At 42.7% G+C, this 23,087-nt stretch carries 27 protein-coding genes and 4 pseudogenes; 16 read left to right on the forward strand and 15 right to left on the reverse strand.

The genetic code is table 11. The features are described 5' to 3' along the window. Positions 1-102 precede the first annotated feature (102 nt). Complete coding sequence (locus LG383_RS02225; RefSeq protein ID WP_225758254.1) at positions 103-1,104, forward strand: zinc-binding alcohol dehydrogenase family protein; 1,002 nt, start codon at positions 103-105, stop codon at positions 1,102-1,104. Positions 1,105-1,437: 333 nt separating this feature from the next. Here LG383_RS02225 and LG383_RS02230 read toward each other — a convergent pair. After that, positions 1,438-1,665 (reverse strand): annotated as a pseudogene (locus LG383_RS02230) (LysE family translocator); the annotation flags it as partial. A gap of 344 nt (positions 1,666-2,009) precedes the next feature. Between LG383_RS02230 and LG383_RS02235 the strand changes: the two are divergent. The 3 genes from LG383_RS02235 to LG383_RS02245 are packed head-to-tail and all read left to right on the forward strand — an operon-like array spanning position 2,010 to position 4,426. Continuing rightward, positions 2,010-2,657 (forward strand): hypothetical protein, encoded by a 648-nt coding sequence (locus LG383_RS02235; protein WP_159514743.1) that lies wholly within the window; start codon positions 2,010-2,012, stop codon positions 2,655-2,657. Further along, a complete protein-coding gene (locus tag LG383_RS02240; protein WP_225758255.1) occupies positions 2,654-3,877 on the forward strand; it encodes an ImmA/IrrE family metallo-endopeptidase in 1,224 nt (407 codons plus the stop codon). The genes LG383_RS02235 and LG383_RS02240 overlap by 4 nt, the downstream gene beginning before the upstream one ends. A 54-nt stretch (positions 3,878-3,931) precedes the next feature. Continuing rightward, complete coding sequence (locus tag LG383_RS02245; protein WP_159514741.1) at positions 3,932-4,426, forward strand: hypothetical protein; 495 nt, start codon at positions 3,932-3,934, stop codon at positions 4,424-4,426. A 360-nt stretch (positions 4,427-4,786) separates the two neighbouring features. On the opposite strand, the gene LG383_RS02250 is transcribed toward LG383_RS02245, so the two are convergent. After that, positions 4,787-5,779 carry an ankyrin repeat domain-containing protein gene (locus LG383_RS02250; RefSeq protein WP_159514740.1) on the reverse strand — a complete coding sequence of 331 codons (993 nt, stop codon included), beginning with the start codon at positions 5,777-5,779 and terminating at the stop codon, positions 4,787-4,789. Positions 5,780-5,953: 174 nt separating this feature from the next. On the opposite strand from LG383_RS02250, the pseudogene LG383_RS02255 reads away from it, so the two are divergent. Continuing rightward, positions 5,954-6,101 (forward strand): annotated as a pseudogene (locus LG383_RS02255) (ATP-binding protein); the annotation flags it as partial. A gap of 65 nt (positions 6,102-6,166) precedes the next feature. On the opposite strand, the pseudogene LG383_RS22975 reads toward LG383_RS02255, so the two are convergent. Next, positions 6,167-6,295 (reverse strand): annotated as a pseudogene (locus tag LG383_RS22975) (IS3 family transposase); the annotation flags it as partial. A 226-nt stretch (positions 6,296-6,521) separates the two neighbouring features. On the opposite strand from LG383_RS22975, the gene LG383_RS02260 reads away from it, so the two are divergent. The 3 genes from LG383_RS02260 (at position 6,522) to LG383_RS02270 (ending at position 8,183) form a co-directional block, all read left to right on the forward strand. Then, the gene (locus tag LG383_RS02260) at positions 6,522-7,376 is read left to right on the forward strand and encodes a DUF6387 family protein (protein ID WP_159514738.1); all 855 of its coding nucleotides are present in this window, start codon (positions 6,522-6,524) and stop codon (positions 7,374-7,376) included. A gap of 122 nt (positions 7,377-7,498) precedes the next feature. Continuing rightward, positions 7,499-7,705, forward strand: coding sequence for an AlpA family transcriptional regulator (locus LG383_RS02265; RefSeq protein ID WP_159514737.1), 207 nt, complete (start codon positions 7,499-7,501; stop codon positions 7,703-7,705). A gap of 202 nt (positions 7,706-7,907) precedes the next feature. Beyond that, positions 7,908-8,183: a hypothetical protein gene (locus LG383_RS02270; RefSeq protein WP_159514736.1), complete on the forward strand. Its 276-nt coding sequence runs from the start codon at positions 7,908-7,910 to the stop codon at positions 8,181-8,183. 546 nt (positions 8,184-8,729) lie between these two features. On the opposite strand, the gene LG383_RS02275 is transcribed toward LG383_RS02270, so the two are convergent. Beyond that, positions 8,730-9,293 (reverse strand): LysR family transcriptional regulator, encoded by a 564-nt coding sequence (locus LG383_RS02275; RefSeq protein ID WP_180260636.1) that lies wholly within the window; start codon positions 9,291-9,293, stop codon positions 8,730-8,732. 1,037 nt (positions 9,294-10,330) lie between these two features. On the opposite strand from LG383_RS02275, the gene LG383_RS02280 reads away from it, so the two are divergent. Further along, positions 10,331-10,756 carry a hypothetical protein gene (locus LG383_RS02280; RefSeq protein WP_225758256.1) on the forward strand — a complete coding sequence of 142 codons (426 nt, stop codon included), beginning with the start codon at positions 10,331-10,333 and terminating at the stop codon, positions 10,754-10,756. 136 nt (positions 10,757-10,892) lie between these two features. Here the strand turns inward: LG383_RS02280 and LG383_RS02285 are convergent, their stop codons facing one another. The 8 genes from LG383_RS02285 to arsH all read right to left on the reverse strand — a co-directional run bounded on the left by LG383_RS02285 (position 10,893) and on the right by arsH (position 17,030). After that, a complete protein-coding gene (locus LG383_RS02285) occupies positions 10,893-11,213 on the reverse strand; it encodes a cell wall-binding protein (protein ID WP_159514732.1) in 321 nt (106 codons plus the stop codon). Between the two features lie 26 nt (positions 11,214-11,239). Further along, a complete protein-coding gene (locus tag LG383_RS02290; RefSeq protein ID WP_159514731.1) occupies positions 11,240-11,626 on the reverse strand; it encodes a hypothetical protein in 387 nt (128 codons plus the stop codon). Positions 11,627-11,662: 36 nt separating this feature from the next. Continuing rightward, entirely contained in the window at positions 11,663-11,941 is a 279-nt protein-coding gene (locus LG383_RS02295; RefSeq protein WP_159514730.1) for a hypothetical protein, read from the reverse strand. A gap of 189 nt (positions 11,942-12,130) precedes the next feature. Further along, the gene (locus LG383_RS02300) at positions 12,131-13,372 is read right to left on the reverse strand and encodes a relaxase/mobilization nuclease domain-containing protein (RefSeq protein ID WP_180260637.1); all 1,242 of its coding nucleotides are present in this window, start codon (positions 13,370-13,372) and stop codon (positions 12,131-12,133) included. Next, the gene (locus LG383_RS02305) at positions 13,369-13,776 is read right to left on the reverse strand and encodes an ATP-binding protein (RefSeq protein WP_159514728.1); all 408 of its coding nucleotides are present in this window, start codon (positions 13,774-13,776) and stop codon (positions 13,369-13,371) included. Before LG383_RS02305 ends, LG383_RS02300 begins: the two co-directional genes overlap by 4 nt. Positions 13,777-13,977: 201 nt before the next feature. Continuing rightward, positions 13,978-14,928 carry an ankyrin repeat domain-containing protein gene (locus LG383_RS02310; protein WP_159514727.1) on the reverse strand — a complete coding sequence of 317 codons (951 nt, stop codon included), beginning with the start codon at positions 14,926-14,928 and terminating at the stop codon, positions 13,978-13,980. A gap of 13 nt (positions 14,929-14,941) precedes the next feature. Next, complete coding sequence (locus LG383_RS02315; protein ID WP_159514726.1) at positions 14,942-15,382, reverse strand: hypothetical protein; 441 nt, start codon at positions 15,380-15,382, stop codon at positions 14,942-14,944. Between the two features lie 949 nt (positions 15,383-16,331). Continuing rightward, positions 16,332-17,030 (reverse strand): arsenical resistance protein ArsH, encoded by a 699-nt coding sequence (arsH, locus tag LG383_RS02320; protein WP_023479795.1) that lies wholly within the window; start codon positions 17,028-17,030, stop codon positions 16,332-16,334. Positions 17,031-17,115: 85 nt separating this feature from the next. On the opposite strand from arsH, the gene LG383_RS02325 reads away from it, so the two are divergent. The 4 genes from LG383_RS02325 to LG383_RS02340 all read left to right on the forward strand — a co-directional run bounded on the left by LG383_RS02325 (position 17,116) and on the right by LG383_RS02340 (position 19,916). Continuing rightward, on the forward strand, positions 17,116-17,436 hold the full coding sequence (locus LG383_RS02325; RefSeq protein WP_023479906.1) for a transcriptional regulator: 321 nt from the start codon (positions 17,116-17,118) through the stop codon (positions 17,434-17,436). 42 nt (positions 17,437-17,478) lie between these two features. Beyond that, positions 17,479-18,768: an arsenic transporter gene (locus tag LG383_RS02330; RefSeq protein WP_023479682.1), complete on the forward strand. Its 1,290-nt coding sequence runs from the start codon at positions 17,479-17,481 to the stop codon at positions 18,766-18,768. A 12-nt stretch (positions 18,769-18,780) separates the two neighbouring features. Next, positions 18,781-19,206, forward strand: coding sequence for a glutaredoxin-dependent arsenate reductase (gene arsC / locus LG383_RS02335; RefSeq protein WP_023479704.1), 426 nt, complete (start codon positions 18,781-18,783; stop codon positions 19,204-19,206). A 107-nt stretch (positions 19,207-19,313) separates the two neighbouring features. Next, complete coding sequence (locus LG383_RS02340) at positions 19,314-19,916, forward strand: site-specific integrase (protein ID WP_023479883.1); 603 nt, start codon at positions 19,314-19,316, stop codon at positions 19,914-19,916. Positions 19,917-20,242: 326 nt separating this feature from the next. On the opposite strand, the gene LG383_RS02345 is transcribed toward LG383_RS02340, so the two are convergent. Then, on the reverse strand, positions 20,243-20,431 hold the full coding sequence (locus LG383_RS02345; protein ID WP_023479866.1) for a hypothetical protein: 189 nt from the start codon (positions 20,429-20,431) through the stop codon (positions 20,243-20,245). Between the two features lie 209 nt (positions 20,432-20,640). Between LG383_RS02345 and LG383_RS02350 the strand changes: the two genes are divergently transcribed. Then, entirely contained in the window at positions 20,641-20,835 is a 195-nt protein-coding gene (locus tag LG383_RS02350) for a hypothetical protein (RefSeq protein ID WP_023479757.1), read from the forward strand. A gap of 638 nt (positions 20,836-21,473) precedes the next feature. On the opposite strand, the pseudogene LG383_RS02355 reads toward LG383_RS02350, so the two are convergent. Next, positions 21,474-21,701, reverse strand: a pseudogene (locus tag LG383_RS02355) (hypothetical protein). Positions 21,702-22,001: 300 nt separating this feature from the next. After that, a complete protein-coding gene (locus tag LG383_RS02360) occupies positions 22,002-22,220 on the reverse strand; it encodes a cold shock domain-containing protein (RefSeq protein ID WP_016239707.1) in 219 nt (72 codons plus the stop codon). 266 nt (positions 22,221-22,486) lie between these two features. On the opposite strand from LG383_RS02360, the gene cspF reads away from it, so the two are divergent. Both cspF and LG383_RS02370 read left to right on the forward strand, forming a co-directional pair. After that, a complete protein-coding gene (cspF, locus tag LG383_RS02365; RefSeq protein WP_001446195.1) occupies positions 22,487-22,699 on the forward strand; it encodes a cold shock-like protein CspF in 213 nt (70 codons plus the stop codon). A gap of 81 nt (positions 22,700-22,780) precedes the next feature. After that, entirely contained in the window at positions 22,781-22,945 is a 165-nt protein-coding gene (locus LG383_RS02370; protein ID WP_213076230.1) for a YnfU family zinc-binding protein, read from the forward strand. Positions 22,946-23,087 lie beyond the last annotated feature (142 nt).

Below are 23,087 nucleotides of genomic sequence, written 5' to 3' on the forward strand. Positions count from 1 at the left end.
CTCCCGAGTGTAAGTCTTGTCTCCGCGAGGCTATTTTTCCCGTCACAGCTTCGCTTTACCATCAAATTATCGCGACACCGCTAATAAAACGCCGGAGAGATTATGAAAGCCATTGCTATTACCCGTTCTGCACCACACAACATCGACGCCCTGCACGAGATTGAGCTGCCGAAGCCAACGGCGACAGGGCACGATCTGCTGATTGAAGTGAAAGCCATCTCCGTCAACCCGGTGGACACCAAGGTACGCGCCGGGTTTAGCGGAGATACGCCGCGGGTCCTCGGCTGGGATGCCGTGGGCGTTGTTACCGCAGTGGGCGAGGCGGTGACCCTTTTCGCGCCGGGGGATGAAGTCTGGTATGCCGGAGCCCTGGGCCGGCCAGGCAGCAACAGCGAGTATCAGCTGGTGGATGAGCGCATTGCGGCCCTGAAGCCAAAATCCCTGGATAACGCCGCCGCCGCCGCGATGCCGTTAACGGCCATCACCGCGTGGGAAATGCTGTTCGATCGGCTGGGCGTTCAGGAGCAGGGTAACGAAGGCGATACGCTGCTGATCGTCGGTGCCGCGGGCGGGGTGGGGTCAATCCTGGTGCAGCTGGCGCGCAAGCTGACGAAAATGACCGTTATCGGCACGGCCTCGCGCCCGGAAAGCCAGCAGTGGGTGCAGGAGGCGGGGGCGCATTATGTTATCGACCACAGCAAGCCGCTGTCGGAAGTGCTGGCCGCACAGGGCATCAACGAGGTGACCCACGTCGCCAGCCTGAACCATACCGAGGCGCATTACGCTGAAATCATTAAGGCTCTGGCGCCGCAGGGCAAACTGGCGCTGATTGACGATCCCGAGACGCTGGATGCCCGCCCGCTGAAGGCAAAGAGCATCTCCCTGCACTGGGAGTTTATGTTCACCCGCTCAATGTTTGAAACCCGGGATATGATCGCCCAGCATCAGCTTCTGACCCGCGTGGCAGGGCTGATTGACGACCAGGTGATTACTACCACGCTGGGCGAGCATTACGGGACGATCACGGCAGAGAATGTGCAGAAAGCCCACGCTCAACTGGAAACAGGGCGTGCGGTCGGGAAGATTGTGCTGGAAGGGTTTTGACAGGTGGTAATGAATTTGGCTGGATGAGTTAAGGGTACAAAAAAGCCCGCAGGCTTGCGCCGTGCGGGCTTTCAGGACTTCGTATCAGGCTCTGGTGACCGTTAACAAAGAATTTTGGTGGGCTGGCGTCTCTGTGCTTTGAATTTTATCTTGTTGATATTTAATATTTTAATTTAAATTTATTTCGTGGAGGGTTCCAAAAAGGAACCTTAAAATATAACCATAGCACGTTGAATGGTTCCAGTACGCCAAGTGAATTCAAAATAACATGCCAGTGTAATCATGTCTGCTATGAGCTAGGTGCGGACACTGGGTTTACCGTTTCGGCAAAACTTAACTGGCAGATATCGATACGACACCAGACCCGCTAAACAACATGCGGATACCGAGGCTTATCATGACAACGCCTGGGTTTTTACCTAGCCAGTTTTCAAATGTTCCTGATGCCTTCACGACTGACCTCAGGGAAACAATTCCAGCCAGCTTCTGGATACTGCTCAAGACAAGAAATTGCAGCCAGACAGGATCCGGGGCGGGATCGACAAACTGAGGAAGAAAAGCAACTCATTACAGTTGAGCAGTTGAGCCGCAAGAGACAGAGGATAGTATTCCAACAGGTTTTCTAGAGCACTCATGCATGTTCGCCTTACACGTCACCGCCTTGAGAAAATAGGTGAGGCAAGCTGCAAGGCGTGAGCACTTTTCTCCCCGTCGGGATAGACTCAATTCTCTTATTATACCGCTTTATTTCAGAGCAAAAGTACAACTTCGGTACTATCGGGTCGATAAAATAAATACCATCATCAATGTCATTTTCCGCGTAAAGGAAATTTTTTGATGTTTTTTTGTGGACACACGAAAAAATATGGGTGTAAAATCACGCCTATCAGTGACAGTGATAGGAAATGGTCGTGAAAAAATCAAAAGTGGCAGATCTCATTGTTCAGCATGTTCAAAAACAACTCTTCATGGCCCTTTCTGACGCGATTTACGCGGCATCAAAGCGTTCTTACGATTATGCGCAAAAGAAGAAGCTAGACCACAGAGCGACCGCGCTTGGTTATGATCGTCATTTAAACCTGAATGAAACTATTTATGAGGTGTTTGAGGCCAACTGTTGTAATCCCGGCAAGCTGCGTGGTAACCGTATTGTAGAAGGCCATAGCGGTATTTTCACGATTGTTCGTGAAAGCTACAATGATAACCAGTGGAAGAGACTATTTCGCAGCAAACGTAAGCAAGAGCTCATTGCCGAAAACGTTTCTGTGGAAAAAGTGGTGCAACCGGATTTATTCTCCGATGGTTCTGATGTACCGAAAGCTACACTGTTCGTAGTATGCCGTTTTTCCGGTTCATTGCAGAATCAACCCGAAGCCCCGATGTCTATAGAGCTTGTCGTTCCAAGTTCTGACGGGAAGAGCTGGGTTTTCCATGAGCCACTTGAACTTTTTTTAACCCGATATGATGTAGTTCCATTCCAAGAAGATAATGCATTCTCTGCACTCAAAAAGGGCATTATCAAAAAAGATGGAACCGAGGAAGATGATGTATGAGCCGAGGCATCGCTGAATTTCAACCGGATAGGTTAGTGCAAGTACTAGCCGCCCGGCGGCTATCCCAAACTCAATTAGCTACGATGGTTGGCGTATCGCCAGCTACCATCAGTAAATGGCGTTCTGGCCAGCAGGCTCCAGAATCCGAGGCCTTAGAACGCTTGGCTACAGTCGTAAATGTTACTCCTGAATGGTTTACGCGCCCTCTGTTGCCGGGTATGTCAAAGCCCCTGTTCAGAAGTAATGCATCAGCTCATGTAGCAGCACGAGCAATGTTAGAAACTCGAATCCATTGGGCTAATGAGTTGGTTACTAAGCTGACTGAGTTTGTAGATCTGCCGGAGCTAAAATTACCGCACCGTAGTTTTACAAACATCGATGAAATTAGTGATGCAGATATCGAAGATGCCGCTAGTGAGTGCCGTGCCCTTTGGAATCTTGGTACAAAGGAAATATCGGACCTTACTTTAGCCGCAGAGAGTAACGGTATTATCGTTGTCAGAGAGGAAACAGGTGTCGCGCAGATTGAAGGGCTTTCCGCTTGGAGTGAGACTCTAAGTGTTCCTTTTGTTCTCCTCTCTTCGGATAAAGGTAATGCTTTTCGCAGCAGATTTGACCTTGCTCACGAAATTGGGCATCTAATCCTTCACCGCTACGTTGGTAACGAGCTCGAAGCTGAACGTTATAAGCTGAAGGAAAGCCAGGCTCATAAATTTGCGGGGGCGCTGCTGCTTCCTGCCGAGACGTTTGCCGAAGAAATTAGAACCCCGGTCACATTAGATAGCTTGCTTTTAATTAAACAACGCTACGGTATTTCTGTCGCGGCAAGCATCATGCGTTTGCATGTGCTGAATATTATTACTGAAGAAGAGAAACAAAATCTTTATAAACGCCGTTCAGCACGTTGGGGAGTGAAATCAGAGCCGGGAGATGATTATCGTGAGCCTGAAAAACCACGTTTGTTGAAACGTACTATTGAATTGTTGGCGTCTTCTGGAATTATTTCAGTTGAACGGCTTGCTGCCTTTGCGGGATTGTCTGCTATCGATGTCGAAATGATGGTTGGTTTACCAGAGGGCTATCTGACCGGCAAGAAAGCTGCTGTTGTGCATCTGGCAAAATTAAAATCTATGCTGGCCGAGCGGCGTGAAGAGCAGGCTAACGAGCATAAAGGAGCTTTGGTACAATTTACGAGACCACCTAAGCGCTCTAATTCTTAAGTTTCACGTAGCCATGCATGTTAAATGCATGGCTTCTTTATAGTAGAAACAATCATGGACGGGTTAGTTACAAAGCTTGCCAAAGACCTGCGGAATGTCTTTGAAGAAAATTTCGATTATTTTGATGAGTCGGGTGTGCCATTCTTCGGCATGTTTCCTGAGAATTGTTGCCAAGGTGCATCTGTATTTCTAGGGATGCTTCTTAGCCACTTTTTTACCCGCGATATCATAAAAGTAGTACATGGCTCTACTCGTAATAGGCTATATCATCATTTTTGGGTAGAGGTTGATTCAAAGATCTATGATCTTACCTTGGACCAATTCTATAAAAATATGGGGGATAAGTATACTGGGATCGAATTTCCAGTATATGGCGAAGATAAACATCCACTAAGACAATACTTTTTCTATAAAGAAAAAATGAGTGCGGTTCTGGCTTTTTCAATCTTCGTACAAAAACATGCGAATCTGGAAGAGATACTACCTGCATACCAATTCATTAGTAGAGAACTCGAAGTTATGGGATGGAAAATCCCATCCCCAGAATAAATTTAATACTTATGGCGGTATTTATCGTTAAACGCTTTCAGATTGCGCCGTTCATAGCGCATCCCCTTCGCAGAAAACCGGAACGGTGCGAGCAATTGGCGTTACCGGTGCATATTGCTCCGTTCACAAATTGTCTTTTGGGTTATCCGTAGGAGCCCGCATACCTCGTCTGGAGTGAGTAGATCATCATCTGTTTCACCGGGTTTTGTCATGATGTCCATCCCTTTATGTTCAGAGGGTAATTGTATATTTCACCATCAATGGTAAAGGTATGGCCACATGTATAAAGACTTAACAACGGATCTGGATACCCTCAACGCCTTCAATTCGGTGGTTCAGACAACACTCTGCGAATAAATATCACAGCCTTCCACCGTTTTTGACTTTTGCAATTTTATTTTTAGCATGTTTTAAATTTCTGGATAATTCATTTTGCTCGTAACTGATTTTGTATTTTAATATATGATCATGATTTTTATCATCAGAAATTTTTGTAAGATCAATGAGAAAATTATTTCTTATCATCCACTTTACAATTCGCTCATCGATATCTTTGTAAAGAGGATCACCGCCATAATTATAGAAATTAACATCTTGAATGTCACTAATACAATCAAGAGTGCTTAAAATATCTTTGTAATCGCTAATGTAACTGTTAATTACGGAACGGTCTTTATTGAGCTCTATTTTGAATCCATATTCAGAGAGTTCATATAAAAATAATACTGAGTTGGTATTGCAAAAATCGACATGCAACGTTCTTCTTTCGAATTTATCAATATGGCGGAGAATGATCTTGTGTAGTTCATCATCATATTCTTCTTCGATGAACCCTTTTCCTGCATGATTAATATGGTTGACATTGCATCCGGCATCTATTGCTATGGATAAAACATCAGGGGAGAGGGGAAGGAAGAGAATATTTCTTCCTCTGTTATCGACATGATTTATATCACAACCTGCATTAAGTAATACTTGTAGTCCTTCAGCATCCCTGTAATGCTCAAAAATACAGGTATAGCCTTTAGCATCTGTATGCGAAGTGTCTAAACCTAGTTCAATCAGCTTCTTTAGTATTTCGGGATTTTTTTGATGGAAGAGAGCATTTTGTCCCTGCTCGTTAATATGGTGTGCATTAATTTCATGGCTGAGCAGAAAATCCAGTGCTTCAAGGGTTCTACAGCCAAAAATGGCATTGTTGCCGTTACTGTTAACAGCATTAATATCATACCCAGCTTTTAAAGCATGCTTTATATCATCAGGTGATCTTGAATTGAAGAATGATTCAGAAATGGCAAGGTCTAATGCCCTTTCTAATAATCCCCTTTGTAATAATGACGTAACTAAGTCCATAAACACCCCCATAAAAAAATGTTTAAATTCATTAGATATCAGAAATTCTGAGAAATGCAACAGAGAGGACAGGCGTTTCTGATGTAAGGAAGTAAAATTTTAACAAACCACCCATGGAAACATCAGAAACACCTGCTGTAAATTTACGTCTGTAACCTGCCGTCCGGACTATAGGACCAAACCTTCGCGGGAGATGCTACCATTACATCGGCAATGTTGAACTGGATTTTACATCACACACGTCGTGCAAATAAAAGGAGAAGGCTATCGACTGAAGCAAAAACGGAAAGCCGGGGTTATCGCTGAAGCTAATACTGAGTAAACAAGGTGGATCAACAATAGACTGTCGGTGGTGCGGTATGTGGATCACTTTTTACCCGTTGTTAACCCATGGCGCTCCCACGCCATTTCCAGTGCTCTGATGGCAAGTTTGCTCGCAGGTGAGAATCGAATTTCATTGCCCACCCCTCTGGGTTTTCTGGCGAACAGGTCGAGAACAACGACAAGATACGCCCAGAGTAAAGTAAGAGGCAGGGTGTAGTCGGGCCATTTCCCTGCTAGGACGTAGAACTTGGCAAGATGCATCAAAAGATAACAAATTTCTCAGTTCAACTTCCTTCTGTCTAGGTTAACTCGCAAGCAGGAACTGCTTTTCATCGATAAGTGAATACGGTAGTTTTTTCAAACTAACTGAACTCTATTCGCATGACTTAAATCTTTAAGAAGGCAGGAGATTTGAATTTTGAAAAACTGGTCACCAGAGCATACTAAAGAAATCAAAGCTTGGCTTGACATAGATAACTATCGCAAGCTCGAAGACATCAGTTTAAATGCCTTGTATCACGAACTTTGGGCAAGAGCACTTCTGTACAAGCCATGGCCTACTGAAGAAGAAAAGAAAGGGCTGTGGGTGTACATGACTGAAATTTTCAGTGGTAACCCCCATCTATTCAAAGGGAAGCAACTCGATTATCCAACCGTTAACGATACCCTCTACAGTCCTCCACACATTTTTATCACCGATATCACCAGACTTGCTGAACTTAGTGTAATGGCCCTTAGTGTCAATCTTTTCACCTGGGAGGAAGGAAACGATGAATATTGTGTTAATGCGCCTCATCACGAAGCTTATGTGTCACAACTCTTGTCCCCCTTATGCGAGAAAACGGTGTTGCTTGAAATCGATCTTGGTAGTGGTACTGACGATGAAATAGCCGAATCGATAAAAGCGGCTCTGCCACAATGGAGAACGGTAAAAGAAGTGGAAGTTAATGAAACTGGTATCGTTCGTTTCGGCTATGGAACCATTAAAAAAATCATAAATTACAGGTTGGTTGCGATGCTGGACATCTTACTTTGGGCAAAAAGGAAAGGACTAAGAATCTCAGATGATCGCCTCTCCCGGCTTCTTTATACTGATGAAGATGAAGAAACAACCATCCGTTTAGGGTATCACATTAAAGACTCAGATCGTCCACTTGCGATGAAAGCTGCAACGATAGACTTCATTAGGCAGTTCAATTTTTTCATGAACCGAAATCCCCACCTGAAAAACATGAGAGTTTCAGATGTGATGAAACTCTCTGATTCTAACTGATCCCAAATTCCCGAAGTCTACTACTGCAGGGCAGACCATGACCCTGCAGTTAGGAAGCTCGCTCCTTTCTTTTCCCAACTGTTCGTATAGTGACCCCATTACAACGACAAAGGGAAAACAAAATGAACAATAAAAATATACGCCTGCTCAGACTTCCTGAAGTTATGAATAAAACCGGTTATGGTAAAGCCTGGATTTATCGTCTAATCAACGAAGGTTTATTTCCACAACCAATAAAAATTGGTTCGCGTGCAATTGCATTTGTTGAAAGTGAAGTTGATGAATGGATCGCATCTGCAATTGAGCGCTCACGTAATAATGCAGCCTGATTACGGGGTTAATGATGAATATATTAATTCCAGCATGTGAAAACAAATGGCGCTATTCAGCAATGAGCAGAGGGCCGCCTGATACATCATAAGTAGTATTAGGTCAGACTTGAGTGTTAAGAAGTAATAAAAAAGTCATTGGTGAATGTTATTATGACAGTTTACCGTGGCACTATATATTAATAAGTACAGGAGGTTTAAAATGAATAATTCAATCAGAGTGCCAGAAGATAAAGATTTTGTATGTGCATTTGTAACTTCACCGAATAGCTTATATGAGGCTATTGAGGCCTATTGTGATTATGTAGATCCGGTCGAAGAGATAGCTTTTGAGCACGTCCTTCTTTATGTGTTGTGTTCTATACTGGTCGAGGGTGGGACAGATGTTACCATTAATGATGAGTTACGAAAGTGTATTGAGCACATTGTCAATGAAAAAAATAGTGTCAGAAATAGTAACGCAGATAAAAAGATGTAAGGTCTGTAGTAAAATATCATGGGTACAGACAGCGCATGTCTGTGCCCTCTATTTTAATTCAACTGGTAATAATATATAAAAATAATGTTCTTTTGGTAGTGGTCATCAGGTTTTGCTATAAAAAACATTACAGGGATAATAATGTTCTGGACTGTTATCTCCTGCTCTTTGTTTTATTTTGGAAAACTGAAAAATATAGGGTTTAAACGGTGATGATATTTAAATTTAGTAGGTTTAATAATATTCATATCAATCAGTTCATCGATGGTCTGATAAAAGCAGCCGGGTGTGATATGTATCCATTCTTGCTGTGCAATATACGTAATACGATAAAAAATAGGGAAAAAAATGCTCTGTCTGGCGTATGCGAAGCGGTTAATGTAAGCAACCAGAATACATTGTAAATAGTATTATTCATATTCAGTCTTTCAACAGAAGATTTATTCTTTTGAAGAAAAGTGGAGCGTTTTTGTTTCATAAAGATATCCTTTTTTTGGTTAAATTTATTACTCGTGTGGAGAAAAAAGTTACCATGCTGTAATGTTTTTAAAATGGAATTCCGTCTGCAGGATATTTTCTTCTGGAGTTTTTAACCGGCTTTGTTTTACTTCCTGCACGATAAAAGTTAAACGAATTGGAAAAGTCTTCTGTCTCCAGTCTGGACTTCCTGAATTTATCCATCAGATCTTCATTGAAACGACGAGGGATTCCCTTAACGCATAAATTTGAATTCAGGTATACCTCATTATCTATGGTGTCACGAATAAGTATTTTCCTCCCAAATAATTCTTTAAATGCACGTGAAACATTAGATTTATTAAGTCCAAGCTCTCTGGCTGTACGAGACTGTGAAAAATCAGGAATAATATTGCCATAATCAATGGCTGAGAAGAGATAAAGAACAATTCTAAATGCTGTGGGCGTCAAATCCATTCTGGCGAGTGTCGCCATATTACCTTTAAAGATCATTGAGAAATCGTCCCTGAAGGACGTCTTTTTATAGCTGGTTGCTTTAATTTTTATTTCTTCCAGATCTTCGGGCATAACCTCTAATGCTTCTGCAATAATGGATTTTTGTTCTTTAGTTAATACAACACTTGTGATTGACATAATGGCTCCTTTTTTATTGTTATGATTACAGATATGGCATATTTAATTTATTTGTCAACGGCTTTGGTAGTATTATTTTAATTATATTTTATTTGAATTTTTTATCCGTTATTTGGTGGTGGTAATAGGTTGTAAAATTTAAAAAAAGGGGTGCTAAATTTAACCATCACCTGTTATGTGATTGATAATTTTTGGTGCTGAAATTAATAACGGCAGATTTTGTGTAATTATATGATTTTATTTGGTAATTTTCGATTTTGATCTGCAAGATAAAAGAGTGATAAAGAAATAAGAAACCACAGTTTTGCATTAGATCGATACTCAAGGCCTTGGTGTACCTGATGAAAACACTTTTATTATTGCTTTTCTTAAATAATATCATTTCTTAAGTGAAGCCTGCGCAACTGTGTGTTGTGCCATTGGGCTTCAGAACATTGCTATAGTGTTTTCTGTTAGTATAAATACGCTTCGCGCACGAGTTCACAGTACTGAGGTTAACTGTCATTACAAATACGCTTCGCGCAGAAGTTCAGACGAATGGGGTTAGCTGTCAGCACAAATACGCTTCGCGCAAAAAAATCAGGAGGCTGAGTTGATCGGGAAAGCGAACACAGATACATGATTTGCCCGTTTGCTGACTACGGCTCACGCCGGGACCCTTCGGAAAAACCCTTTCTGCTTCAGCGAGTGAGTGCTGCGTGCACTCAGCGGCGCTGCCAGGGAGATAAAATTACGGTTTTTCAACTGTTTGGTAAAAATAATTAAGATTTATCGGTAGTCGGGGCGTAAGCCAGTGCGTAGCAAGCTCTCAAAAAATATTCCTGTGGGTTTCTTATCTGCAATAGGGAAATAACTCAGATAATTGAAATATGAAATAGTAATACAGTCGGGAAGACACAACATTAGCACAGTAAAAGCTATTTTTATTTATGGGAGAATAAAATATATATCAATAATAAAATATTTTCATTTTACTATTGATTTTAATTTTTAAGATGATATTACTTAATTATAAAAACAAAAGTATGGAGGGAATTATGAGTGCTATTAATGTTTTATCTCAGGAGGAAAAATTTATACATATTGTTGATAAGTTTATAACCCATAATCACAACAGCGTTAATAACAATGTCTTTTATAAAAAACTTTATGTTCTCTTCGCAGGGTATCATCTGAAGTATTTTTATTCACGGGCGCAGTACCGCAATTCATGTTATCACGTTGATAATATTATGCAGATGTTTACAGGAGTCGTTTCAACCCTGAACACAACTCAGCTCAGGAAGCTTGCAAATAGCGACACGTTGCTGCATTGCCTGAATTCACTCGTGAATTATATTTCAGGCAATCTGGATGAAGCAGAGCATATTTATGCTGATTTGCTGGCACAGTATGAAAAGAAACGCATTACAGGCTCTCTGGCTTATACTCCTCCTGGCTCAGTGATCAGGAAAAGACTTTGACAGCGACAGCGGCGTGGATAGACATGGGATACTGGAGATAAATGGAGCAGGCGTATCCGGCAGGACACCAGATGCAATAAAAAAGGCAGGGCCATCCATTCGGTGTCCCGCCTGTCGTGATGGTTTTACGGTGGGTTTACTTATCAACGATCTGCCAGCCATCATCCGTTTTGACAAGGGTTACAGCAGCAGTACGCTTTTCGTTATCGACAATAGCTGTCACATTGCATTTATAGCTTTTATCAGATACTTCTACGCAGTCATGCTTTTTGACTGATTTTAATTCGCGCAGTGCGTCTTTTGGGACATCTTTGCCTGCTATAGATTTCACGAAAGCATTCGTCTGTTCCACGACCTTATTCATGGCCGTGTAAATATCCTGTTCGGAGGGTTCGCTGTTACAGCCACTCAGCAACAATGCAGCGGCAACAAGTGTGATAACGGCATAGATTTTCATAAATAGATCCCTGGCTGTAAGGTGAGTTATTGAATCAGACCCGTATTCATTCTGCTTTTATTTTCAGAGAACGACCACTTGCTGACCGTTTCTCCTTTAAATTCTATTTCCAGCGTTTTGGCTTGCGTCTGTGAGCCTCCTGTCAACAGCCCAACAACGGGAATGAATGTGGTGGCATCAAACTGATTGTTATCCATTGAATAAGTCCATTCTTCATTACCACTGTCCAGGGTAGTTCGGGTGTTCGGTTCACCTAAGCGGGCAGTAATTTCAGATTTCGTCGTTTTGTTTTTAATGATTTTTGATTGCAGACTTTGTGATGTTTCATTTTTAAGAATCTGGTTTCCTGAGTTAGAACAACCAGAAATAAAGAAAGCAGAAATAAAAAATGCTGTAGCAATGAATCTGTGCATAAACTCCCTCATTTTATTGTTTTATAAAGCGTTAAATCAATCTCGTTGAATAAACAGAATTCTGTCTGCATAAACTTTTTTAAGCTGGTACTTAAGAATAAATATACTGCCAAAAAAAACGATGACAGAGACGATAAAATTTTCAGTCCATGAGCCTGCGAAGTAAGCCAGGAGCATCACAGCGATCCCGAACAGAATGGCTACAGTGACAGGGCATTCACCGTAAACCACTTTTGCATGGCACACGGTGCAAATTTTTACACCGTGAGGACTTTCTTTAAAACAAAAGGGGCACTGCACGGTATGGTTACTCATTGCGACTCCCGGAGTTGATTTAAGCTGATGTCTTTTTGAGCATTTTCGATGAAAGAATCGCTTTAGTAAAATTGCTTGTACCGATCGATGATTGTTGTGTGATAGGTGGTAGCTATCATATGCAAATTATCGATCTATAAAAACGATCAATAATTTATTGACTATCATTGGGTTATGGACTAGCAAACTTTATGGTGTGAGAAGCTGGTTATTGCTAACTGATTGTTCCTGAGGAGAATGAGATGCTGTCACAGGAACAGGTGTCAACAGTTGCAAATGAAGAATCCTGCGAAAAGGATGGGCAGTGGCATGCAGCAGTGACATTCCTCTGCGTCTGAGAAGCACAACAAGATGGCCGAGCAATATAAGCCACGAATACAGACGACGCTGGCGGGGTATCTTACGAGCTGTATTGTGCAGTTTGCTCCTGAGCTGGATGAGGCCCACTGTCTCCTGTTGTCTTTCCAGACTAATTTTTTCTTCAAGCTGATGGATTTTCTCCAGAATCGTTTCCCGGTTTGCAACCTGTTCTTCAGACTCGCATGATGGCACTGGCACTGGCACTGGCACTGGCACTGGCACTGGCACCGGCACCGACGCAGTTGTGGGTTCTGTTGGCTTCCGTGCTTCTTTCAGTAAAGTCAGATGTTCCGGCGTAAAATCAACCAGTGCTTGCAGGGAAGACCAGCCATATTTTTTACCCAATTGAGAGGCTTTAAAGGCGATGCCCTGGTACTGAAATGAAAATCCATTCATTTTACCCGTTGTGGCGATATTGGGTTTGCAGCTCACGCCTTCCTGTTCCAGTAAGCGGACAAATGTTAGTAAATCGGGGCGGTGGGTTAATGCATTGTCGATAAGGGCCTGCAACTGTGACTTAGGGCAGGGAGCCGCAGTTCGTTCAGCCATCATCAGTTCGTTGCGGGAGGGCTTCCTTTTATCCTGACGGCGACTACCGGTTACACCCGTAGTTTCGGTGAGACCGTGTACTCTCTCCAGCTCGCTGATAATCCGGGTACTGATGAGGTTTTCATTTTTACCAAGGTATAATTTCCCACCGACCATGTTAATTCTGTTAGCTATTATATGGATATGCTGCCCGTCAGAATCATCGTGCATGATATAGCAGCGAAGATGGGTTTCAGTGAATCCCATGCGGGTCATATAATCGTCAGCGAATGCCGCCCATTGTCTGACTGACAGTGTTTCTCCCTTTGGCAGACGAAGCGAATTATGCCAGACAGGTTTGGCGACATCGGGACGCAGCAGTCGGGTGCCTTCAAATTCACTGATAAGCTCAGCAGCAGTGCTGCCCGTCATATTGCCACCGATAACATAAGGCGTAATTTTGTGGTGAGAACCTGACTTCAGGCTATAGAGAACCACACCTGTGAATTGTTTACCCCTTTTTATTTTCTGCATGCCTTTCATCGGCCTGGCTCCAGAAATGTTGAAGGAATAAGGTGATCCCTGAGAGTTTTGATTTGTCTGCGCAGGGCGAAGAGTTCTGTACGGGTCAGCTCGCTGTCAGGGCTTTTGCTGTCGAGATGATTCAGCAGGTGGTTTAAATCCTGTGAAAGGCTGCCAAGTTTAATCCATGCTTCACGATTGATTTCTGGCAGAACCGGCGGGAGTTTATTCAGGGAAGCCATCCTGAGCCATTCTCCTTTTTTATACTGACCTCTTTTACTGTCGAGAATAATTAACTCTTCTTCATTTAATCTGACACTGATGCAGTGATGTCGTATTTCATTCTCAGGAAGGTTGTCAGTATGGAATTTTCCGCGTTTTGATACTCTGGTTATATCATCATCATTACTCATGTCACTGTTCATAGTTATCCTTTTATTTCATCTTTATTACTACAGATAACCGATGAAGTGAATAAGTCAAGATGTTACGGGGTAAATAATTTAATTATTTGGATTAAAAAAGGTATACCATTTGACAAATAGTATACCCACGAGGACATATCAGATTAGTGGTCATTAAATGAAACCTTTCAGACTAAGAAAAGGGTTGTTTACTCCAGATTTTTAGAGTCTTTTTCGCACAGGTGCACGGGGGATCTCAGGCTTCATTTCTTTTAACAGGTCTTTTTTCTCTCTTCCTGCGATATAAGAAAAAATCTTATCGGAGTCAGAACGCTGTCTGAGTATATCGTCGTCCATTCGGATTCCATTTCGAATAAACCATTTCACTCTCTCTATGCCGGTGTAGATACCAATATGCTCATTGCGACAATTATAAAACTGTGTGTGCTTGATTTCGATATGTTGTTTTATTTCGTTAAAGATTGATCTCATGTCTTTAACATATAATTCAACTGTACAATGCTCTGCAAGCATGAAATTAATACCATTTTGTTTGAGGAATTTAATAAGCTCTAAAGAGTCATAAGTGATATGTCTGATTAAAACAGGTGTGCTATCGATTTTTTCTATATGTCGGATAAGAGCACTGACGTTTGATTTGTAATGCCACTTTCCATTGTCCACAGACAAATCGAGTACTGATTTACCATTATGATCAGTGTGATTAATATTACAGCCTTTTTCTATCCAGTAGTCAAAAGCATCTATGGAATAGAGGTTGTAGAGTACAGTCTGGCCTTCAATATCAATACTGTTGATATCAGCACCTGCATTAATAAGAATTTCTGCACATTTTATATTATAGCGTTTCTGGTGAAGGCAGGATTGGCCTTGATTATTCTTGTGCTGAATATTAATGCCTGAATGGATTAACAATTTCAGAACGTTTGGATTAGTGTTACAAAACAGTGCATTATTACCATAACTGTCTATGTGGTTTAGTTCTATGCCTGCTTCAATCATTGCTTTGACAGCGTCTAATTGGTCGCAATAGAAAAGGGCATTTCTACCACAATAATCAACAGCATTAATATTTATTCCTGAATTTATGCAATTCATAACTTCCTCTCTCGTCTCACTTTGGATTAATATGTTTATCATTTGTTTAGTCATGTTTCTCTCCTTTTTAGGCTGCGAATTTGTTATAAATTTCATTGTTAGCACTATACTCTTTGATTTTTACGATATCGTCATAGATCCGTGAGAATGAAAACCATGAGATCTCTTTAACTTCTCTCTTCTTGTTTTGATAAATGATATTGCACCCGCGAAACTGAAATGCATTGTTGAAGGTGTCATTGTTTGCGTTTCTGAGAAAATGTACAAATGATTTAATTGTCTCTTTCTTGCTTACGTTGTAAGAGAGAAAGGTATGAATAGAAAAGAGGGTTAAGATATTTCTCTGAGTAATCATATGCCTGGAAAAGTAACAAAAGTAAAAATCCCGCTCTTCACTTACTGGTTTTCCGAATACAGAAAATTGTGGGTTATATAATCTATAGAGATCTGCATTCTTTTTGGTTTTGGCAAGGTAGTTTGTCAGTGTTGGGTAATTGTGTTTTTTCATTTTTATTCTCCTTTATTGTTTTGGTGAAATGAATATATATTATCAAATAAATATAAATCAAATTTATTTTTTAATGATGAAAAATACGCAAGCGTTTTCTTTTTATTTAATTAATTTAATTTGATGTTTTATATAAGGAATATAATATTTGTCAAAAAGTGCTGTTTTTATTTATCATTAATAAACTTATTTGTTTATGGGTGAAATTACATGATTGTCAGGAATAGAGGCTGAAAATATCAGGTGTTGATAGGAGTATAAATTGTGGTATATGCTCTTCAGAGAGCGGGGTAGTATTTTTTCGAGATTTTATATTGCAGGAATATTTTCAGTAACAGTGTTCCATCAATAAAAAATTGCTTCAACTCTATCCATATTATGATTGTTAGAGTGAGGAGGGAAACTGGCTCATATCATCTCAGTTATTCTGTGCTCAGGTATAACTTTTAATTCGAATAAAACTATTGTTCATAGGTGTACCAATAAAGCTAAGAAATTCATATCTGAGAAAACATTTACGGCCTGCTTTCTCCGCTGTTCTGATCGATAGTTGATTTTCAGGGACAATAGTTCCTATAAAAAAGGAGGTATTTTCGGCATGCTGGCAAAGAGTCTACTCCCTTACTCGCGTGTCCAATATTCGCAGGTAAGATCAGTCTCAGCCCGGAACAGTTTGAAAGTCAGAACCTCGCTTAGGGCCGCGTACACATTATGTGGATAGGATCAGAGCACCTACTGGCTCGAAAGAAAAGCGGCGATCATCACGTGATTCTCGCTCAATATTCGTAACCAGTAAGCGCATGCCCTGAATCACTTCAAAGTGTAATTCTCAGGGAGCGAATGACTATATCTCGCTTACATCAGATCTTCAGCTCACTAAGCTTGTCCGCTTAGTGCCAATAGCGGACGTTGTTAAGCTCATGCAGTATGGATTCACGAAGAACAGACGTTATATTTTGTCCTGATTGACACGGGATGAAAGCTCCTGATGGCTCTCTTTTCGCTCGCTGTAACGATCCGCAAGATAACCGGTTTGTCCCTTAAGCAGCAGTGTGATTTTAAACAGCTCCTCGGCTACATCGACGATGCGGTCATACCATGACGAAGGTTTCATTCGGCCGTTTTCGTCGAACTCTTGCCATGCCCTGGCTACGGAAGACTGGTTGGGTATCGTAAACATCCGCATCCAGCGGCCCAGAATACGCATCTGGTTCACTGCATTGAAGGACTGGGAACCACCGCAGACCTGCATTACCGCAAGTGTTTTGCCCTGCGAAGGACGAACCGCGCCTTCACTTAAGGGTATCCAGTCAATCTGCGCCTTCATAACTGCGCTCATAGCCCCGTGCCGTTCCGGAGAACTCCACACCATCCCGTCACACCATCTGACCAGACCGCGCAGCTCGGTGACTTTAGGGTGCATGTCCGGCGCATCATCCGGCAGGGGTAAACCGGAGGGGTTAAAGCGTTTTACCTCCGCGCCCATCGCCGTCAGCAGGCGACCAGCTTCTTCCGCGGCAAAACGGCTGTAGGAGCGCTCTCTTACTGAGCCATACAGAATCAGAATCCGTGGTGGCTCCTGCAGGTGCAGACGTTCAGCGATGTGTTGATCAAAGCATTCGGTGTTCAGGGCAGGAAATTGTTCCATTTTTCTCCTCCGGACAGACCAGATGATTTCAAAGTTAATACATATGATTTACCATATGTATATTCTAAAGGGAATGGAGTGACAAATGCTACAACCTGTTCAGCTTTTCAAAATCCTGTCGGATAAAACACGGCTCACCATCGTCATGCTTCTCCGGGAGTCCGGTGAACTGTGCGTCTGCGATATCTGCGCGGCCACCTCTGAATCACAGCCAAAAATCTCGCGACATATGGCTATCCTTCGTGAGGCCGGGCTGGTACTTGACCGTCGTGAAGGCAAATGGATCCACTATCGTCTGTCACCCCACATACCAGCGTGGGCAGCTGAGACAATCACAACGTCCTGGCAGTGTATGCGGGAGGATGTGCGTGAATGGCTGGATAAATCAGCCTGCACCTCCTGCTGAGGCAGGAAGATATTTACATAATCATATATGATGGAGTCTGAGATGCTTCTGGCAGGGAGTATATTTTTACTGACGCTGGTACTGGTGATCTGGCAACCCAGAGGCCTGAGTATTGGCTGGAGCGCGAGTATCGGGGCAGTGCTGGCGCTGGGAACCGGTGTCATCCATGTCGCTGATATTCCCGTTGTCTGGAATATCGTCTGGAACGCGACAACGGCATTTATTGCGGTCATCATCATCAGCCTGCTGCTCGATGAGTCCGGCTTCTTTGAATGGGCCGCACTGCACGTCTCCCGCTGGGGTAACGGACGTGGCCGCCTGCTGTTCACCTGGATAGTCTTGCTCGGTGCCGCTGTTGCTGCGTTGTTTGCCAATGACGGCGCCGCGCTGATCCTGACGCCGATTGTGATTGCGATGCTGCTCGCACTGGGGTTCAGCCAGGGCACGACACTGGCCTTTGTCATGGCTGCAGGGTTTATTGCAGATACGGCCAGCCTGCCGCTCATTGTTTCTAACCTGGTTAATATCGTCTCGGCGGACTTCTTCGGTCTGGGCTTTACGCAGTATGCTTCCGTTATGATCCCCGTGGATGCGGCAGCGATTGCGGCCACGCTGACCATGCTGCATTTCTTCTTCCGCAGGGATATTCCGGCAACGTATGACGTTTCGCTGCTGAAGAAACCAGCCAGTGCGATCAAGGATCCGGCAACCTTCAGGGCGGGCTGGATTGTCCTGTTATTGCTGCTTGTCGGTTTCTTTGTTCTGGAGCCGCTGGGGATCCCGGTCAGTGCGATAGCGGCGGCTGGCGCAGCAGTGCTGTTTGTGGTGGCGAAAAGAGGCCATGCCATCAACACCGGGAAAGTCCTGCGCGGTGCGCCATGGCAGATCGTTATTTTCTCGCTGGGCATGTACCTCGTGGTCTATGGCCTGCGCAATGCAGGGCTCACGGAGTACCTGTCTGGTGTGCTGAATCAGCTGGCAGACAAGGGGTTATGGGCAGCGACGTTCGGCACCGGCTTCCTGACGGCATTTCTCTCATCAGTGATGAACAATATGCCGACGGTGCTGATTGGTGCGCTGTCGATTGACGGGAGTGCGGCGACTGGCGTCGTCAAAGAGGCAATGATTTATGCCAATGTGATTGGCTGCGATTTAGGCCCGAAAATCACCCCGATAGGCAGTCTTGCAACCCTGCTGTGGCTGCATGTGCTTGCCCGGAAAAATATGACGATCACTTGGGGATATTACTTCCGGACCGGCATTGTCATGACTGTGCCGGTGCTGTTTGTCACTCTGGCCGCTCTGGCGTGGCGGCTCTCTGTCACTTTGTAATGAGATACTGATATGAGCAACATTACCATCTATCACAACCCGGCCTGTGGCACCTCACGCAACACGCTGGAGATGATCCGTAACAGCGGCAACGAACCGACGATAATTCATTATCTCGATACGCCACCCACCCGTGATGAGCTGATTAAACTTATTTCAGATATGGGAATTACGGTGCGTGCATTACTGCGTAAGAATGTTGAGCCTTATGAACACCTGGGTCTTGATGAAGAGAAATTTAGTGATGAGCAGTTGATTGATTTCATGCTTCAACATCCGATCCTGATTAATCGGCCGGTTGTCGTTACGCCGCTTGGCACTCGTCTTTGCCGCCCTTCAGAAATAGTGCTGGATATTCTACCGGAAGGCCAGAAAGGAGCGTTTACCAAAGAGGATGGCGAGAAGGTCATTGACGAAACGGGGAAGCGGATTAAGTAATCTGCCCACTTCAAAATATCGGACGCCTGTTTACGCTATGCGGGCATCCGATTTTCGCTCATATGGGACAACCATAATCACATCTCCTAACCCAAAGGAGAATGAGCATGACAACATCCCCCTGGAACAAAGGCCGTATTATTGGCCAGAAACGGCCTCTTCAGATCTCTCATATCTGGGGAATCCGTATCAGACTTGAGATGGAAGGAAAAGTACGCGATTTAGCTCTGTTTAACATGGCTCTGGACAGTAAACTTCGGGGCTGTGATCTGGTTAAGCTAAAAGTTTCTGATGTGGCCTATGGGCACTCTGTTTCGGGCAGAGCGACAGTGCTGCAGCAAAAAACGGGAAGCCCCGTTCAGTTTGAACTGACTAAGGGAACCAGAGAGGCTGTAGCAGCATGGATCAAAATGGCTCATCTACGTAGTAGCGACTATCTGTTCCAGTCCCGCGTCGGTTCTTCACGACATATCTCAACCAGGCAATATAACCGTATTTTTCATGGATGGATTGATAAGCTAGGTCTCGACGAGACTCTATACAGTACGCATTCTATGCGAAGAACCAAGCCATATCTGATCTATAAAAAAACGAAGAATCTTCGAGTGATCCAGCTATTGTTAGGTCACAAAAAACTTGAAAGTACAGTCCTTTATCTCGGTATTGAAGTGGATGATGCCCTGGAGATATCTGAGTCTATTGAAGTTTAATTTGTGAGGGCTGCAACAGCAGCCCTTTGCCAGAAGCGGAATTTTATTACATCTCTATTGAATTTGTTAATGCTGAGCAGGTCAATACATGCAGGAAGTTCCGGCTGTTTCTTTGAAGTTAACGAACCAAGTAGAGTAAGCGTCGACGCGGAAATCGTCTTTGGAAAAAGCTAAGGCATTGACCAGAATTTTTTGATCAATACATAAAGTTAGGGCGGTTTCGAATGTGTGGTTGTATTCTTTACGAATTGCTCCTGCGGCAAGGTTTCTGGGCGGCGATGAACCAAATACGAACATTAGAAAAGAAAAGACGATATTTACCGTTGCTATTTCCCTTCATTTTCAAAGCACAGTAAATCAAAAATTAATTCCATATTGTTACTTTTTAGAATGTCAACATCTTTATATATTTTTTCAGACGCCCCTCCTTCATCTTCCCATTCGTTAATGGAATACTGCCATTCTTCTTGCATCAACCTGACATCTGCAGTTGGGATCTCTAAATAAGTTAGCATAGTCTACTCCGGCATCCTATCTTTATGAGGTTTTAATAGTATAGGGTACCCTACACTGTAACGCCGATTAGGTTTGCATATACTCATTAAATATATAAAAAAGCACTGTAAGAAAATAATAATCTAAGTCGTGTTATTTAGCTGCAACTTTTTATTTTCCTAAGGGTGTTGACTATACTTAAATAAATAATTTCAAACCGGAGAGTGCCATGTTTAACCATTCACCTGAAAAGTCTGAAAATGAATTTAAGGAAACAGTAAAAGAATACGCTACTAAAACCGATGATGCGTTACGTAGTGGGGCTAACAGCATGAAGAATAAAGTTGAGTCATATCCTGCGACAAGTATTCTCATAGCAGTCGGTATAGGCTTCGCTTTAGGTTTTATCTCAGGAAGAAGATGATTATCTTCGAGATGAAATTTAACTGTATCTCCTTACTTCATGAGTGCATTATTTAACAAAAATAAGATAAGTATTGAAAATATTATAGTCATTAAAGAAATCACCAATTTGTAAAAAGTGAAATCCTCCTTAAAAGAAGCACCGAACTCGGAAAGGAAGTAACTAACCATTATAGTTGCCAGACATATTGCTGGACTAAATATATAACAATCTTTCAATAATTCTTACAAAACAAGAAGCATAAAACATCCAGAGAAAAATCCTCTGCTGCATCGCTTGATGCTTATGAATATGATGCCGATGCCTCCCGGTAAGCCTTTGGGTATCCCTATGACCCGCTGCTTCGTTCGTGCATGATGAACATTCCATTAGAAAATTCATCAGGTTAATTTGCCCTGCCGCTCAGAAGGATTCATCATAAAAGGCAAAATAGCATGAAGGGAGGTAGAGGGCCATCTGTATTTTGTCAATGCACATAGTGTGACTTCCTGATTTGACAGCGATTTTTAAAAGAATGTGTTGAAAAAAAAGCCTGCGGTTAGCAGGCTATAAAGTTTTTTTACTTATTTTTTTTGTTTGTATCTTATAAATAGGGTAGGTACGCAATTAAACATGAAGCAGAGAAGGTAATGAAACTGCTATAAATATTTCCTGGCCGCATCAAATATCTCCTGTGACGTTAACTCCCTGTCAGTAGCCACGTAAACAATGCCATGATCGCCAGTTAAGGAAGGAAAACCTGCAGACATAATCCGAAGATGTGTTTATTCACCGTTTGGATATTCCTGCCTGATAGAGGATATACCTTCCAGAACGGTCATGACTTTACAGGATTCAGCATTAAAGAAAACAAGGACTTTAATCATATTCTATTATCCTGTTCTCTCGTGGGTGTTAGCTGGCAGATGCCATTAAGGTCAAAGCCATTACGTGGTTCTTTCGGAGATAGCCTCGCTCATTACGCACTTCTTATTTAACAAGCAGTTAGTTTGTGCTTTTAAAATTTTTATGCAGTAGTCCTGCACTTCATTACATCGGTCAGCACACTCATAATTGTGAAGAATATGCTGATCAGATATTAAGAATAAACGATTTTTCACTGATTTAAGTTATGGGGCTGTCTACTCAGGGATAATCCTTCATCGTTATCGCAGACCCACATTGATTTATTTATCGCAAAGTATTACGTTTGCAGCAGCAGGACCTTTGTCTCCGATCTGAATGGCGAATTCAACTTTCTGTCCTTCAAATAAAGTTTTAAAGTTGTCGCCATTAAGCGCAGAAAAATGGACAACGATATCTTTGCTGCCATCAAGAGGAGAGATGAAGCCAAAACCTTTGTCTTCGTTAAACCATTTTACCAGGCCTGTAATTCTAGAGGTCATACTGACTCCTGTTATACATCATTGTATTGATAGTAAATGTATGGACTCAAAAAGAGGGGATATCAACGATAGCGCCTGGTAATGAGAACTGCCCGGAAAATTTCTAACTTTCATTAGTACATCGAACTGATGGGATTCATTAAGGCACAGGGAATCAATATAAGCAAATTATCTTTTAGCCGTCCAGAGGTCCTGTAGGGAAAATAAAAGTGGCTGAATGCCATTTTCAATGTATAGTCTTTACGTGTTTTCAATAAGGAATTGACTTGTCCCATAAAATGACAGGAATTGTCAAAAGCTTTGATATTCTTAGTGGTAAAGGCCTCATCATCCCATCTGATGGACGAAAAGACGTTCTGCTTCACATTTCAGCCGTTAACTCCCGCGAATCAGAATTACTCATCCCTGGAAGCCGCATAGAGTTTTGCCGGATAAACGGTCTCAGGGGGCCTGTGGCTGCGAACATTTATCTTTCCTGATTTTCAGTGTGTCAAAATAGATAGATTAAAACTTAACCACATATGGTACGGTGAAGCTCATTCATTGAAAGGTTAATGGTTATGTCTGTTATCAATTACGCAATGAAATTCTTCAGCAGTGCGTCTACTGCCACAGCTGCCTGTCCTGTTTGTGGCTTAAAATCAGTACAACCGTTGTCAAAAATCCGGCTCAACCAGACCATGCTTTGCCCCGGATGTAAGGCTCTGTTTATCTCCCGACGCTAGCTCGACCAAAACCGCAGAACAGAGCTCATGTCCTATACTTATGTTAGATTCCGGCAGCTGTTAAATCCCTGATGCCTGACGCCCATCCTGAGAGAACGTTTCTGAACTGATTTCGCAACTGCTCCTGCGCGCTAACGTCGCA

The organism is Leclercia sp. Marseille-Q4284 (assembly GCF_916618945.1).
Lineage (GTDB): Bacteria > Pseudomonadota > Gammaproteobacteria > Enterobacterales > Enterobacteriaceae > Enterobacter > Enterobacter tamurae.